The organism is Sphingomonas sp. LR60 (assembly GCF_036855935.1).
GTDB lineage: Bacteria > Pseudomonadota > Alphaproteobacteria > Sphingomonadales > Sphingomonadaceae > Sphingomonas.
In genome coordinates this window covers 419255-432356 of record NZ_JASPFK010000001.1, presented here as the reverse complement: position 1 = coordinate 432356, position 13102 = coordinate 419255, and the positions used below count along the sequence as shown (strand labels likewise).

Annotated in this window: 11 protein-coding genes and 1 tRNA gene; 8 read left to right on the top strand and 4 right to left on the bottom strand. The window is 68.1% G+C overall.

Annotation, left to right across the window (positions count from 1 at the left end):
* Positions 1 to 2: 2 nt before the first annotated feature.
* Positions 3 to 1154 carry a saccharopine dehydrogenase family protein gene (locus QP166_RS01990; RefSeq protein ID WP_333914390.1) on the top strand — a complete coding sequence of 384 codons (1152 nt, stop codon included), beginning with the start codon at positions 3 to 5 and terminating at the stop codon, positions 1152 to 1154.
* A 126-nt stretch (positions 1155 to 1280) separates the two neighbouring features.
* Here the strand turns inward: QP166_RS01990 and QP166_RS01985 are convergent, their stop codons facing one another.
* Positions 1281 to 4376 carry a PAS domain-containing protein gene (locus tag QP166_RS01985; protein WP_333914389.1) on the bottom strand — a complete coding sequence of 1032 codons (3096 nt, stop codon included), beginning with the start codon at positions 4374 to 4376 and terminating at the stop codon, positions 1281 to 1283.
* A gap of 76 nt (positions 4377 to 4452) precedes the next feature.
* Positions 4453 to 6345, bottom strand: coding sequence for a M61 family metallopeptidase (locus tag QP166_RS01980; protein WP_333914388.1), 1893 nt, complete (start codon positions 6343 to 6345; stop codon positions 4453 to 4455).
* 140 nt (positions 6346 to 6485) lie between these two features.
* On the opposite strand from QP166_RS01980, the gene QP166_RS01975 reads away from it, so the two are divergent.
* From QP166_RS01975 to QP166_RS01945, 7 genes are all read left to right on the top strand, one after another.
* Positions 6486 to 7493 (top strand): SDR family oxidoreductase, encoded by a 1008-nt coding sequence (locus tag QP166_RS01975; protein WP_333914387.1) that lies wholly within the window; start codon positions 6486 to 6488, stop codon positions 7491 to 7493.
* A 13-nt stretch (positions 7494 to 7506) separates the two neighbouring features.
* Positions 7507 to 7899: a response regulator gene (locus QP166_RS01970; protein ID WP_333914386.1), complete on the top strand. Its 393-nt coding sequence runs from the start codon at positions 7507 to 7509 to the stop codon at positions 7897 to 7899.
* A 181-nt stretch (positions 7900 to 8080) separates the two neighbouring features.
* The gene (gene infA / locus QP166_RS01965) at positions 8081 to 8326 is read left to right on the top strand and encodes a translation initiation factor IF-1 (RefSeq protein WP_022685627.1); all 246 of its coding nucleotides are present in this window, start codon (positions 8081 to 8083) and stop codon (positions 8324 to 8326) included.
* 49 nt (positions 8327 to 8375) lie between these two features.
* Positions 8376 to 8948 carry a Maf family protein gene (locus tag QP166_RS01960; RefSeq protein ID WP_333914385.1) on the top strand — a complete coding sequence of 191 codons (573 nt, stop codon included), beginning with the start codon at positions 8376 to 8378 and terminating at the stop codon, positions 8946 to 8948.
* Positions 8941 to 9864, top strand: a complete 924-nt coding sequence (locus tag QP166_RS01955; RefSeq protein WP_333914384.1) for a ribonuclease — start codon at positions 8941 to 8943, stop codon at positions 9862 to 9864. Before QP166_RS01960 ends, QP166_RS01955 begins: the two co-directional genes overlap by 8 nt.
* Positions 9864 to 10037 carry a DNA gyrase inhibitor YacG gene (locus QP166_RS01950; protein ID WP_333914383.1) on the top strand — a complete coding sequence of 58 codons (174 nt, stop codon included), beginning with the start codon at positions 9864 to 9866 and terminating at the stop codon, positions 10035 to 10037. The genes QP166_RS01955 and QP166_RS01950 overlap by 1 nt, the downstream gene beginning before the upstream one ends.
* A gap of 30 nt (positions 10038 to 10067) precedes the next feature.
* A tRNA-Phe gene (locus QP166_RS01945) sits at positions 10068 to 10143 on the top strand.
* A gap of 93 nt (positions 10144 to 10236) precedes the next feature.
* Here QP166_RS01945 and QP166_RS01940 read toward each other — a convergent pair.
* Together QP166_RS01940 and QP166_RS01935 are read right to left on the bottom strand one after the other, a co-directional pair.
* On the bottom strand, positions 10237 to 11841 hold the full coding sequence (locus QP166_RS01940; protein WP_333914382.1) for a glycoside hydrolase family 43 protein: 1605 nt from the start codon (positions 11839 to 11841) through the stop codon (positions 10237 to 10239).
* Positions 11838 to 13079 (bottom strand): MFS transporter, encoded by a 1242-nt coding sequence (locus tag QP166_RS01935; RefSeq protein ID WP_333914381.1) that lies wholly within the window; start codon positions 13077 to 13079, stop codon positions 11838 to 11840. Before QP166_RS01935 ends, QP166_RS01940 begins: the two co-directional genes overlap by 4 nt.
* Positions 13080 to 13102 lie beyond the last annotated feature (23 nt).

Below are 13102 nucleotides of genomic sequence, written 5' to 3'. Positions count from 1 at the left end.
GCATGGCCGCCGAGTTCGACATCATCCTGTTCGGCGCGACCGGCTTCACCGGCAAGCTGGTCACCGAGTATCTCGCGCATCGCGATCCCGACAGACTGCGATGGGCGATCGCCGGGCGCGCCGCCAACAAACTCGCCGCGGTCCGCGACGAACTGGCGATCGACGTGCCCGTCGTCATCGCCGACAGCGACGATCCCGCGGCGCTGGAAGCGATGTGTCGCCGCGCCACGGTCATCATCAGCACGGTCGGGCCGTACCAACTCCACGGCAGCAAGCTGATCGCCGCCTGCGCCGCGACCGGCACCGCCTATGTCGATCTGTGTGGCGAGCCGGCGTGGATGCGCCAGATGATCGACGCGCATCACGACGAGGCACAGCGTAGCGGCGCGCGGATCGTCTTCTCGTGCGGCTTCGATTCGATCCCGTTCGACCTCGGCGTGATGACCTTGCAGGAGGCCGCGCTCGCACGCTTCGGCACACCCGTTCCGCGGATCAAGGCGCGCGTCCGGCGCATGAAGGGCGGCTTCTCGGGCGGCACCGCGGCCAGCCTCAAGGCGACGCTCGCCGCCGGTGCGCGTCAGCCGTCGCTGTTCGGGCTATTGAGCGATCCGTTCGCGCTCACCCCCGGCCACGCCGGCCCGCACCAGCCGAGCGGACTGCTTCCCGAATTCGACGCGACGCTGCAATCGTGGGTGGCACCGTTCATCATGGCGCCGATCAACACCAAGAACGTCCACCGCACCAACTTCCTGCTGGGTCAGCGCTGGGGCGATCTGGTCTATGACGAGATGGTCGTGGCCGGGCTCGGCGATCTCGGCAAGGCCGCCGCCGACGCGCTGGCGAAGCTCAACCCGTTCGCGGGCGACAAGGGTCCGAAGTCGGGCGAGGGCCCGTCGAAGGAAGAACGCGACGCCGGCCATTTCGACATCCTCTTCGCCGGGTTGATGCCCGACGGCACCCGCATCGACGCGGTCGTGACCGGTGACAGCGACCCCGGCTATGGCTGCACGTCGAAGATGCTCGCCGAAAGCGCGCTGTGCCTGCTCCACGACGTCGAGGCGGCGGGCGGCATCTGGACACCCGGCGCGATCATGGGTGCACCCCTTTGCGACCGTTTGATCGCCCGCGCGGGAATGACCTTCACCGCAGGTTGAGCCTATCCGTCCCTTGTGGCCGCACACCTGACCGTCATTGCGAGCGCAGCGCAGCAATCCAGGGTGTCCTAATCCAACCCTAAATTGCTGCGCTACGCTCGCAATGACGCTAATCGGAACGAGCGCCTACGCCTCGCCCTCACGCGCCTTCTCGCGCACCGCCTGCTCGCCCAACAACGCCAGCAAATCGCGCGCGCTATACGGCTTGGCGAGCAGGTGCATGTTCGGCTCCTCCGTCTGCACCGCGCCGATGTCGCCGCTCGCTACGACGATGCGGATACCGGGGTGGATTTCCGCGGCCCGGGCCGCAAGCTCCAGCCCCGACGATCCCGGCAGGTGGACGTCGGTCACCAGCACGTCGATCGGCGCGGTCTGCAACGCCGCCATCGCTTCTTCGGCGCTCGCGGCGTCGACCACGACATGCCCCGCCTCCTGCAACACCTCGGCCGTCGCGCTGCGGATCAGCGCATCGTCCTCGACCAGCAGGATCGTCCGCCGCGCGCTTATCGGCTCGGCGACGCGCGGCATCGGCTGCTGCGGTCGGGGCGCGACACTCTCGCGACGCTGCGCCTGCTGCGCGAGGACATGCCGGATCTTCCGCGCCAGCGCCTCGCGCGTATACGGCTTGGACAGCAGCTCGACGCCGGCATCCAGCCGTCCGCCATGCACGATCGAATTCTCGGTATAGCCGCTGGTGAACAGCACCGCGAGATCGGGCAGCCGCTCGCGCGCCTTGCGCGCCATCTCCGGGCTCTTGAGCGTCCCCGGCATCACCACGTCGGTGAACAGCAGGTCGATCGGGATTCCGCTCTCGACGACGCTCAGCGCGCTTTGCGCATCGACCGCCTTGAGCACGCGATAGCCGAGGTCGCCGAGCATCTCGACGACGGTCGCGCGGACCTCGTCATCGTCCTCGACCACCAGCACCGTCTCGGTCCCGCCGGCGATCGGACCGTTGTCGAGCACCACCTCGACATCCTCGCGCTCCATCGCCCGCGGCAGATACAGGCGGATCGTCGAGCCGTGCCCCGGCTCCGAATAGATGTTCACATGCCCGCCGGACTGTTTGACGAAGCCATAGACCATCGACAGGCCCAGCCCCGAGCCCTTGCCCTCCGCCTTGGTGGAGAAGAACGGCTCGAACACCTTGGCGACCACCTCGTCGGACATGCCGCACCCGGTGTCGCTGACCGCCAGCATCACATATTGCCCCGGCTCCACCTCGTCGTGGCGACGTGCGTAATCGTCGTCGAGATGCGCATTCGCCAGCTCGATCGTCAGCTTCCCCTGTCCCTCCATCGCGTCGCGAGCGTTGATCGCGAGGTTCAGCAGCGCATTCTCGATCTGGCCCGGATCGATGAAGGTGTTCCACAGCCCGCCGCCGAAGATCGTCTCGACTTCGATCCCCTCGCCGATCGCGCGGCGCAGCATGTCGTCCATCCCGCGCACGAAGCGGGTGACGTTGACCACCTTGGGCTCCAGCGCCTGCCGACGCCCGAACGCCAGCAATTGCGCTGCCAGCCGCGACCCGCGCGACACCCCTGCCAGCGCATTCGCCACCCGCGTCTCGGCGCGCTCGTTGCCCGCGATATCTTTCTGCAGCAGCTGGAGATTGCCCGAGACGACCTGCAACAGATTGTTGAAGTCGTGCGCGATGCCCCCGGTCAGCTTCCCGACCGTCTCCATCTTCTGCGCCTGCGTCAGCTTGCGCTCGGCGGCGTGGCGCGACGCGATCTCCTCGATCACGCGCGTCTCGAGCGTCTCGTTGAGGTGGCGAAGCTGCTCCTCGGCACGTTCGCGGTGGCGCACCTGCCGCTCCAACTGCTCGGCATGGTCGCGCAACGCCGCCTCGGCGGCGCGCTGATGCGTGATGTCGGTATGGACGCCGACCCATTCCGCGACCTCGCCGTGCGCATCGATCCGCGGCACCGCACGCACCGCGAAGGTCCGCCACGTCCCGCAATGGCGACGGACGCGATGCTCGAAGACGAAGGTCGATTTCGCCGCGACCGCCTTGCGCCACGCATCCACGGTCGGCTGCGCATCGTCGGGATGGACCGCATCGGCCCAGCCATAGCCCTGATAGCGTTCGGGCGTCTGACCCGTCAGCATCGCCCAGCCGAGCTGCTCCCCGACCATCCGCCCCGCGGCGTCGTTGGTCCACAGCACGCCGTGCATCGCCTCCATCGCGGCGCGGAAGCGCGCGTTGCTGGCGTTCAGCGCTTCCTCGCGCCGCACCCGCTCCTCGATGTCGAGCACGATCACCTGGAAGCCGAGCACCGCGCCCTGCTCGTCGATCCGTGGCAGATAGCGGATGTCGGCACGCCGCCACGATCCGTCGCCATCCTGAACCAGCGAATCCTCGACGATCGTCTCACCCGCCAGCGCGCGCTCCATGAGCGGGCGGCGGCGCTCGAAATTCTCGGGCCCGATCACGTCGCGCGTGTGACGCCCGATCACGTCATCGGTGCCGACGCCGAACCATTCGAAATAATGCTGGTTGGCGTAGCGATAGATCAGGTCGCGATCGATGAACGACACCAGCAACGGCAGCGCGTCGGTGACCATCCGCAACTCGCCTTCGCTGGCGGCCAGTCGCCGCTCCAGCAGCAGGCGGGCGGTATTGTCGATCACGGTGCACAGCACCCCGCCGGCCTTGCCGTCGCTTTCGATCACCGGCGTATAGAACAGGTCGAAGAACAATTCGGTCGGCCCGGCCTCACGGATCAGCGTCAGCGGTTGGTCGCGATAGCTGACGACCTCGCCGGCAAGGCCGCGGTCGATGATCGAGCGGTTCCAGTCGGCGATTTCGGGGAACACCGCCGCCGCCGTCTTGCCCATCCCACCGGGGTGGCGTGCGCCCAGGATCTCGCGATAGGCGTCATTGTAGAGCAGCACGCCGTCGCGCCCCCACATCAGCACCTTTGGCACCGGCGAGTTGACGACGTTCGCCACCGTCACGCGCAGCGTCGGCGACCAGCGCTCCACCGGTCCCAGGACGTGCTGCGTCCAGTCGGTGCCACGGATCATCGCGCCGCACTCGCCGCCGCCGATCGGCCAGATGCCCGGCGATACACGCAGCGACGGGCCATCGCGCAGCAGCTTCAACGCTGTCCGTATCACTTCGCTGGCATTGCCGTAGTCGCCGGTCGCAAGACTGTCGGTGACGAAGGCTTCCAGCTCCGGCGTGAGCGATACGTTTCGCGATTGACGTTGGGCCATATTGCGAATGTCCGCCTCGTCGCACCCTGTGTCAATCAGTGACACAAGCGATTCTGACCTAGATATAGAAGGTTAATTATCCGTTTAGCCATTGGTCGCGGAAAGCGCGCTGTCTGGCGCTCAGCTTGCCGCCGATCGTCTCGACCCGCACGATCTCCAGCCGCGGATCGGCCAGCGCCCGCAGGCTGCGTTGTTGCTCGATGCCCGTTCGCGCGAAGCGGATCGTCACCGTCGCACCGGGCCTCAGCAGCGCCAGCGCGGCGTTCCAGCCCGCCGCATCGGCGATCGGCGCACCGTCGATCGCGACGATCCGGTCACCGGCGTCCAGGCCGGCGCCATTAAGCGGCGAGCCCGAGACAGGTGCCGCCGACAGCGCCACGCCGGCAGGCGTTTCCGTCACGGCACCTGCGCCGATATAGCCGTGCCGCGGCGCGGCCGGGCGCAACACCAGTCCGGCCTGTGCGAGCAGCGGGACGAAATTCGGCAGCGCGCTACCCGTCACGGAGGCGGCGAAAAAGGCATCGGCGAACGTGGCGTCGCCGGTCACCGTCGCGAGCCCGCGCCGCAGGTCGTCCGGCGCATAAGGCCGCTCGGTCTTTCCATACGTCTGCCACAGATAGCGCATGACATCGTCGAGCGTTCGCTTGGGGAAGCGCTGCCGGATCGACAGGTCCAGCGCCAACGCGACGATTTGTCCGTACGGGTAATAGGATAGATAGACGTCCGGCGCGACCGGATCGATCGAGGTCGCGGCATCGGCGAACGGCGCGCGCAGGCTCATTTCCTGCGGACCACCGTTGCGGCGCGCGGGCGAGAACAACACGGTGTTGAGCGTCGCCGCGGTCGTCCGTGCCCAACCGTCGATATCGGTCAGCCCGGCACGACGCAGCATCAACGGCCCGTAGTAATTGGTGAAGCCCTCCGCGAACCACAAAGAGGGCGTCGCATTGGCGCGCGTGAAGTCGAACGGCTCCAGCTCACGCGGGCGCAAGCGCTCGACGTTCCAGGCATGGAAGAACTCGTGCGAAATCGTCGAAAGCTGTACGGCGTTGGTGCCGTCGAGCGGGGTCGGTGTCGTCACGACCGTCGAATTGCGATGTTCCATGCCGTCGCCGGAGATCTGCGGCGTGTAATCGGCGAGGAACGTGTAGCTGCCGTGATCGAAGCGCGGCCATTCGCCGAACAGCTTGCGATGCTGCGGGATCAGTTGCTGCACCTGCGCCGCGAGCCGGTCGACCTCGGCGGCGGTCCCGTCGTGGTGCACCGCCAGCCGGATCGTGTAGCGCTGCTTCCCCTCCCCGACCGGCCACTCGCGGATGTCCTGCCGCGCGACCTCGATCGGGCTGTCCATGAGATATTGCAGGTCGGACGCGGAGAAGGTGTTCGACTGTTTTGCGACCGGTGGAAGTTGCGTCGCGATCGTCCAGCCGGGTTCGGGAGACACGATCCTGACGCGCACCGGCGCGGCATCGAAGCCGTTGGCCCACATCAACGCCGCGGGTGGATTGAGGTGCGCGTGGCGCGTGTCGATCTGCACATAGGTGCCGTCACCGCGATTGCCGAACAGCGTGTAGCGGATCACCACGGTGCCGTCGTGCCCGGCGACGCTCCAGCCATAAGGGTCGGTGCGCGTCAGCGGCAACGGTCGCCCTGCCCCGTCCTGCGCGGTGACCGCGAAGACGTTCTTGCCGAATTCGTGCAGCGCGTAACGCCCCGGCGAGGATCGCGCCATCTCCACGCGCAGCGGCCCGGCGGGCACGCCGCGCCACGTCGCGACGATCTGCGCGCGATGATGCGCCGCATCGGGAAACGACAGGTCATATTGGACGTCGCGTGTGGCTTGCGCCTGTACCGACGTCGCCAGCCCCAGCCCGCCTGCCACCATCATCCATGCCGTTCGCACGCTCGTCTCCTCCGCAGCCTGCCATCCCTTGAGCACGCGCGGCGCGCCCTGCAATCGCCCCGCCACGCGCGAGATCTTCAGCGGGGATGAACCGATGGCGACACGGCGGGTTACAAAGGCAAGGTTCGCACAAGAATGGAATGACATACGATGCCCGATCCGCGCCCAGCGCCGCCGCGTCCTGCGTCAGTGACGGGGATTGCTCGATGACTCCGACGCTCAAGCCGCTCGCCGATCAGGTCATCCTCATCACCGGTGCCAGTTCCGGGATCGGGCTCGTCACCGCCCGTCTGGCCGCAAAGCGCGGCGCGCGCGTCGTGCTGGTGTCGCGTGATGGCGATGCGTTGGTGCGGATCGTTCGGGAGATCACCGAGGCTGGCGGGCACGCCGATTTCGCGATCGCCGATGTCGGCGACCTGCGCGACGTGCAACGTGCGGCGACGAAGGCCGTCGAGCGGTTCGGCCGCATCGACACCTGGGTCAACGATGCCGGCGTCGCGATCTATGCCAAGTTGCTCGACACGCCGATGGACGAGCACGAGCAATTGCTGCGCACCAATTATTTCGGTGCGGTCCACGGATGCCTCACCGCGGTCGAGCATCTGCAACGCGCGGGCGGCGCGCTGATCACGGTCGGCTCGATCGTCGCGGACATTCCCAGCCCCGGCATGGGTGCGTATGCTGCGAGCAAGCACGCCGTGAAGGGCTATGTCGACTCGCTGCGGATCGAGATCAACGCCGATCGGCTTCCGATCTCGGTGACGCTCATCAAGCCGTCGGGGATCGACACCCCGATCGCGGATCATGCCGCCAATCACCTCGATGGGGCGGCGCTGCTCCCGCCGCCGGTCTACGATCCTGAGCTGGTGGCCGAAGCGATCCTCGACGCGGCCGAACACCGCCGCCGCGACGTGACGGTGGGCGGCACCGGCCGCCTGCAGGTGCTGACCGCACAGCATTTCCCCAGCCTGCTCGACCGCCTCGGCGGCACGTTGCTGCCATGGCTGCGCGATCCGAAGCGCCCGCCAAGCCGCCACGACAATCTCGCCGCCCCCGTCGCCAATGGCAAGGAGCGGTCACACGACCAACACGGCCGGCGCGTCAGCGTCTACGAAACCGCTGGCCGCCATCCGTTCGCCACCGCCACCGCCGCAGGGGCGGCGATGGGTCTTGCCGCGCTGGCGCTGTTGCGCACGCGGCACAGCGATCGCTAGGCGGAGCGACGGCATGTCAGCTACGATCGCCGGGGAGAGAACCCGCTCCACCACCGTCTTAATCGTCGAGGACGAATTGTTCGTCCGCATGATCGGTGCCGATGCGCTGGAAGAGGCAGGCTATGCGGTCATCGAGGCGGCCTGTGCCGACGAGGCGCTCGCGGTGCTGGAGGCGGCGGACGATGTCGAGGTGCTGTTCACCGATATCCGGATGCCCGGCTCGATGGACGGGCTCAAGCTGGCGGAGGTGGTCCACGAACGCTGGCCTGCGATCCGCATCCTATTGACCTCGGGCGACACGCGCCCGTCGCGCGACGACATCCCGGACGATGGCCGGTTCCTCGCCAAGCCTTATCGCTTCGAAAGCCTGTCGCGCGAACTGACGATGCTGCTCGACGGCCGCTGACCGCTAACCGCGGGCAGCCCGGTCTCGCAGAGATCATCGTTCAGGCGCACCTTGCGCGCGTGCTCGGCGTCACCTATGTCTCCGGCAACGCGGGCGCCGTTGCGGCGCCCTCCTTCGCGCGCCTTTCCTTTTTCGTCTTCTCGGCTAAGGCCGCGCGCACTCAACGCGAAAGAGACCCCGTTTGGCGAAAGAAGAACTCCTCGAGATGCGCGGGCAGGTGGTGGAGCTACTCCCCAATGCGATGTTCCGCGTCCGGCTCGAGAACGATCACGAAATCCTCGGCCACACCGCCGGCAAGATGCGCAAGAACCGCATTCGCGTGCTGGTGGGCGACGAAGTCCTGGTGGAACTGACCCCCTACGATCTGACCAAGGGGCGGATCACCTACCGCTTCATGCCGGGTCGCGGTGGCCCGGGCCCGTCCTGACGCGCGCCGTCCCGATCCTCTTCTCGCGCCTGCTGTCGGGCGCGCGACCATGACCCGCCTCGTCCTCGCCTCCTCCTCACCGCGCCGTCGCGACCTGCTCGCGCGGATCGGTGTCGTGCCGGATCGGATCGTCGCGCCCGAGATCGACGAGACGCCGCACCCGCGCGAATTGCCACGCGCCTATGCGCTGCGTCTCGCGGTTGAAAAGGCGCGTGCGGTGCCGCGGGCGGCGGACGAAGCGGTGCTGGCCGGCGACACGACGATCGCGCTGGGCCGCCGCATACTGCCCCCCGCCACCGACGAGGCGATCCAGCGCACGCTGCTGGGCCTGCTCTCCGGGCGTCGCCACCATGCGCTGTCGGCGGTCTGCACGATCGCGCCCGATGGCACCGAGCGCGCCCGGCTCGCGGACACGATCGTCGCGTTCAAGCCGCTCTCCCCTGCCGAGGTCGACGCCTATGTCGCGTGCGGCGAGGGGCTGGGTAAGGCCGGCGGCTATGCGATCCAAGGCCGCGCCGAGGCGTTCGTACGCTTCCTCCACGGCAGCCACTCCGGCGTGATCGGACTGCCGCTATTCGAGACGCGCGCACTGCTCGCCGCGAGCGGCATCGCCTTTGGCTGAATGGCTCTATGAGGACGGGATCGGCGAGGCGCGCGCCGCGCTGATCGCCGGCGACCGCATCCTCGCCGCGCGCATCGAACTGCCCGAAACCCTGCGCGTCGGCACCATCGCCCGCGCCCGCCTCACCGAGAAGCTGATCGCGACGCTTGACGACGGGCAGGAAGTGATCCTCGACCGCGCGCCACCCGGCGTGACGCTCGGCGCGCTGGCGACGATCGAAGTGATCCGCGAGGCGATCCCCGAACCCGGCCGCGCCAAGCGCCCGCGTGCGCGCGTCACCGATGCCGCACCCGCCCCCGGCCCCGATCTGCTCGCGCGCATCACCGCGACGCCGCACCCGGTCCGCACCCTCCGCGCGCACCAGCCCGACGCGCTCGAGGCCGCCGGCTGGTCGGAGGTGATCGAGGAAGCGCAGACCGGCGAGATCGCCTTCGCGGGCGGCGCGCTGCGTATGACCCCGACCCCGGCGATGACCCTGTTCGACGTCGATGGCGACGGCCCGCTCGACCAGCTCGCGATCCGCGCCGCCACCGCCGTCGCGCTTGCGATCCGCCGCCACGCGATCGGCGGATCGATCGGCATCGATTTCCCCAGCATCGCGGGCAAGGCGCTCCGGCAGGAGGTCGCCGCCGCGCTCGACGCCGCGCTGCCGCCGCCGTTCGAGCGTACCGCGGTCAACGGCTTCGGCTTCCTCCAGATCGTCCGCCCGCGCCCCCGCGCCTCGCTGCCCGAGCGCGTCCGCGACGATCCCGCGGGCACCGCCGCCCGGGCCGCGCTGCGCCAGCTCGAGCGCGTGCCCCCCGACGCGCCCAACGCGATCCGCCTCTCCGCCCCGGTCCGCACGCGGCTCGAATCCCGTCCCGACTGGATCGAGCTGCTGGTGCGCCGCACCGGTCGCGCCCCCATATTCGATTGATGAGCATGACCCGCTGCCCGATCTGCACCGCTCCGTCGGTCCCCGACCACGCGCCCTTCTGCAGCCGCGGCTGCAAGGACCGTGACCTGTTGCAATGGCTCGGCGAAGGCTATCGCCTGCCCGGCGAAACAATCGACACGGAATCGCTGGACAGCCGCGCCGACACGGACTAGGGGACGCGCCTCGCTGCTGAAAAGCGGTGCGCCCAAGTAGCTCAGTTGGTAGAGCATGCGACTGAAAATCGCAGTGTCGGTGGTTCGAATCCGCCCTTGGGCACCACTCTCCAAAATCTGGACAACCTTCAGCGCGCGGGCTCGCTTGCCCCGACGCGACTGACGTCGGGCACTGCATCCGATCATCATCGCCTTGCGGTCAGCGCGAAGGCTCGTCCTGCTCGACATAGTCGAAGTACCGGAAATCCGCCGCAAGCCCGCCCCCCGACATGTCCTGGCAGGCGATACCGACGAAGCCGCCGGTGAAGTTCGGCAGCCCCGGCAAGGTCGCCTCGTCGGACAACAGGCTGGCATCGAACGTCTCGCCCAGCCACTGCCACGCCGCGTCGGCCGCCGAACGGAAGCCGAAGCGCATCGCCTCATGATCCACCTCGACCCGCAGCGCGATCGGACCGTCGTCAACGTAGATCGGTGCGGACAGCGTCGTAGCCCCCTCGCCGATCGGCAACACCGACAACACCTGCAACAGCCGCCGCCCCGCATCATCGGCGGTCAGGTGCAGGAAGTGGAACTTGGTCGAATTGTAATAGCAGACCAGCCCCGCCGCCTGCTGGAAATGCTCCGGCACGAACTCGACCGATGTCTCCGCATGATAGCGGAACGCCTGCTGGCGCCGCGCCACCAGCGCCTGTTCGAAGAGGCTGCCGATCGTCTCGCGCCCGTACAACCGCAGATGCCCCGCGCGCTCCGTCAGGCTGAACAGCCGCTCCGGACGGGGCGTACGCAGCCACTGGAACGCCATGGGGAGGTCAGGGCCGGTGAACGCGTCGCGTGCCTCGATCGGCGGCGTCGCGCCCGCGGGTCCGGGTACCTCGAGTTGCGGCGCGGCCGGGCGCAGCCAGTCGTCCCCGCCCCAAAGCATCGGCTGGATCGCGGTTTCACGCCCCAGCACGCAGCGGTCGCTGGCCGGCAGCGGCCGACCGCACAGATATGCCAGCCACGTCTCGCCCTCCGGCGTTTCGACCAGATCGCCATGACCGGTGCGCTGAAGCGCCGCGTCGGGCCGATCGCGCGCGGTGAGCACCGGCCCGTCGGGATGCGCCTCGTACGGCCCGAACAGGCTGCGCGCACGCGCCATCACCACCGCATGGCCGCGCTCGGTCCCGCCTTCCGCCACCAGCAGATGATACCAGCCGTTGCGCTTGTAGAGATGCGGTCCCTCGGTGAAGCCGAGCGGCGTCCCCTCGAAGATCACGCGCCGCTCGCCGATCATCCGCCCGGTCGTGAGGTCGATCTCCTGCGCGACGATCCCGCCGAAGCGCTTGCGATCGGGACGATGATCCCACAACATGTTGAGCAGCCAGCTGCGACCATCGTCGTCGTGGAACAGCGCGGGGTCGAAGCCGCTGCTGTTCAGATGCACCGGGTCCGACCATTCGCCGTCGATGCGGTCGCTCCACACCCAGTAATTGTGGAAGTCGCGCAACGACACGCCCTTCGCGCCGTCTACGGTCGTCCGGCCATAGCGCTTCACGTCGGTATAGATCAGGTGGAAGCGGCCGTGCGCATGGCTGAGGTCCGACGCCCACACCCCGCATGAATCCGGATTGCCGCGCATGTCGAGTTGCGACGCGCGACACAGCGGACGCGCGGCGAGCGACCAATTCGCCAGATCGCGCGAATGGTGGATCTGCACGCCCGGAAACCACTCGAAGGTCGAGGTGGCGATGTAATAGTCGCCGCCGACGCGGACGATCGACGGGTCGGGATTGAACCCGCGCAGGATGGGGTTGCGGATGGTCATGCCGGCTTTCTGATCAGGGTCCACAACAGCGCGGCACCGACGAGGTCGAGCAGCCCGAGCATGACGAAAAAGGGTTGGTAGCCGACACTATCGACCATCGATCCCAGCACCAGCGTGAAGATCAGCACGCCGAGGTTGGCCGCAGTGCCGGAGACGCCCGTCGCGGTCGCCACCTGATCCTGCGGAAACAGATCGGACGCCATCGTGATGACGGTCACCGACAAGGTCTGATGCGCGAAGCCGCCGAGGCTGAGCAGCGCGACGGCGGCGAGCGGGCTGCTCGCCGTGCCGACGAACATCATCCCGGTCATCAACACCGCGCCCAGCGTGAACGCGCCGCGCCGCGCGTCGATCAGGTCGACGCCGCGCCGCTGCAACCACGCCACCACCGCCGGTCCGAACAGGCAACCGAGATCGGCGGCCAGGAACGGCAGCCATGCGAACATCGCGATCTGCGTCAGGTCGAAATGCCGCACCTTCACCAGATACAGCGGCATCCACAGCGACAACATGCCCCACACCGGATCGGCGAGGAACCGCGTCGCCGCGATCGTCCACAGGTTGCGACGCCGCAGCAGTTCGCGCAGCGGCGGCCGGCGACGATGCCGCGCCAGTGCAGGCTCCTGCCCATCGACGATCAGCCGCTGTTCCTCGGCGGTGATCGCGCGGTGTCGCTGCGGCGGTGCGTACCACGCCAGCCATGCGACGACCCACGCCAGCCCAAGCCCGCCCGCGACGAAGAAGGCGGCGCGCCAGCTGTGGTGGAACACCGCCCATGCCACCAGCATGGGTGCGAAGACCGCGCCGAACGACGCGCCAATCTGGTAGATGCCGCCGGCCAGCCCGCGCTCGCGCGCCGGAAACCACTCCGCGACGACCTTCATCCCCGCGGGTTGCGCCGATCCTTCGACCAGCCCGAGCGCGCCGCGCAGTCCGGCGAACCCCAGCCAGCCGGTCGCCAGCCCATGCCCCATGGTAATCAGCGACCAAACCGCGACGAACAGGGTGAAGCCGATCTTCAGCCCGATCAGGTCGAGCAGATATCCCGCGACCGGCTGGAACATGATCCCGAACTGAAAGGCGCCGGTGATCCACGAATATTGCGCGGACGAGATGCCCTGCTCGGTCATGATCGCGGGCGCCGCGACCCCTAGGATGCTGCGCGTCAGATAATTGATGACCATCGCGCCGACGAACAGCCCGATGATCGTCCAGCGCACCGATCGAAATCGCCTCAACCCGCTTCCCCCGCCCAAGGTAA

Bases quoted from the DNA above. Each gene is read 5' to 3' on its own strand.
- QP166_RS01990 (WP_333914390.1), top strand. From the start codon at position 3: ATGGCCGCCGAGTTCGACATCATCCTGTTCGGCGCGACCGGCTTCACC.
- QP166_RS01985 (WP_333914389.1), bottom strand. From the start codon at position 4,376: ATGGCCCAACGTCAATCGCGAAACGTATCGCTCACGCCGGAGCTGGAA.
- QP166_RS01975 (WP_333914387.1), top strand. From the start codon at position 6,486: ATGACTCCGACGCTCAAGCCGCTCGCCGATCAGGTCATCCTCATCACC.
- QP166_RS01970 (WP_333914386.1), top strand. From the start codon at position 7,507: ATGTCAGCTACGATCGCCGGGGAGAGAACCCGCTCCACCACCGTCTTA.
- QP166_RS01960 (WP_333914385.1), top strand. From the start codon at position 8,376: ATGACCCGCCTCGTCCTCGCCTCCTCCTCACCGCGCCGTCGCGACCTG.
- QP166_RS01950 (WP_333914383.1), top strand. From the start codon at position 9,864: ATGAGCATGACCCGCTGCCCGATCTGCACCGCTCCGTCGGTCCCCGAC.
- QP166_RS01940 (WP_333914382.1), bottom strand. From the start codon at position 11,841: ATGACCATCCGCAACCCCATCCTGCGCGGGTTCAATCCCGACCCGTCG.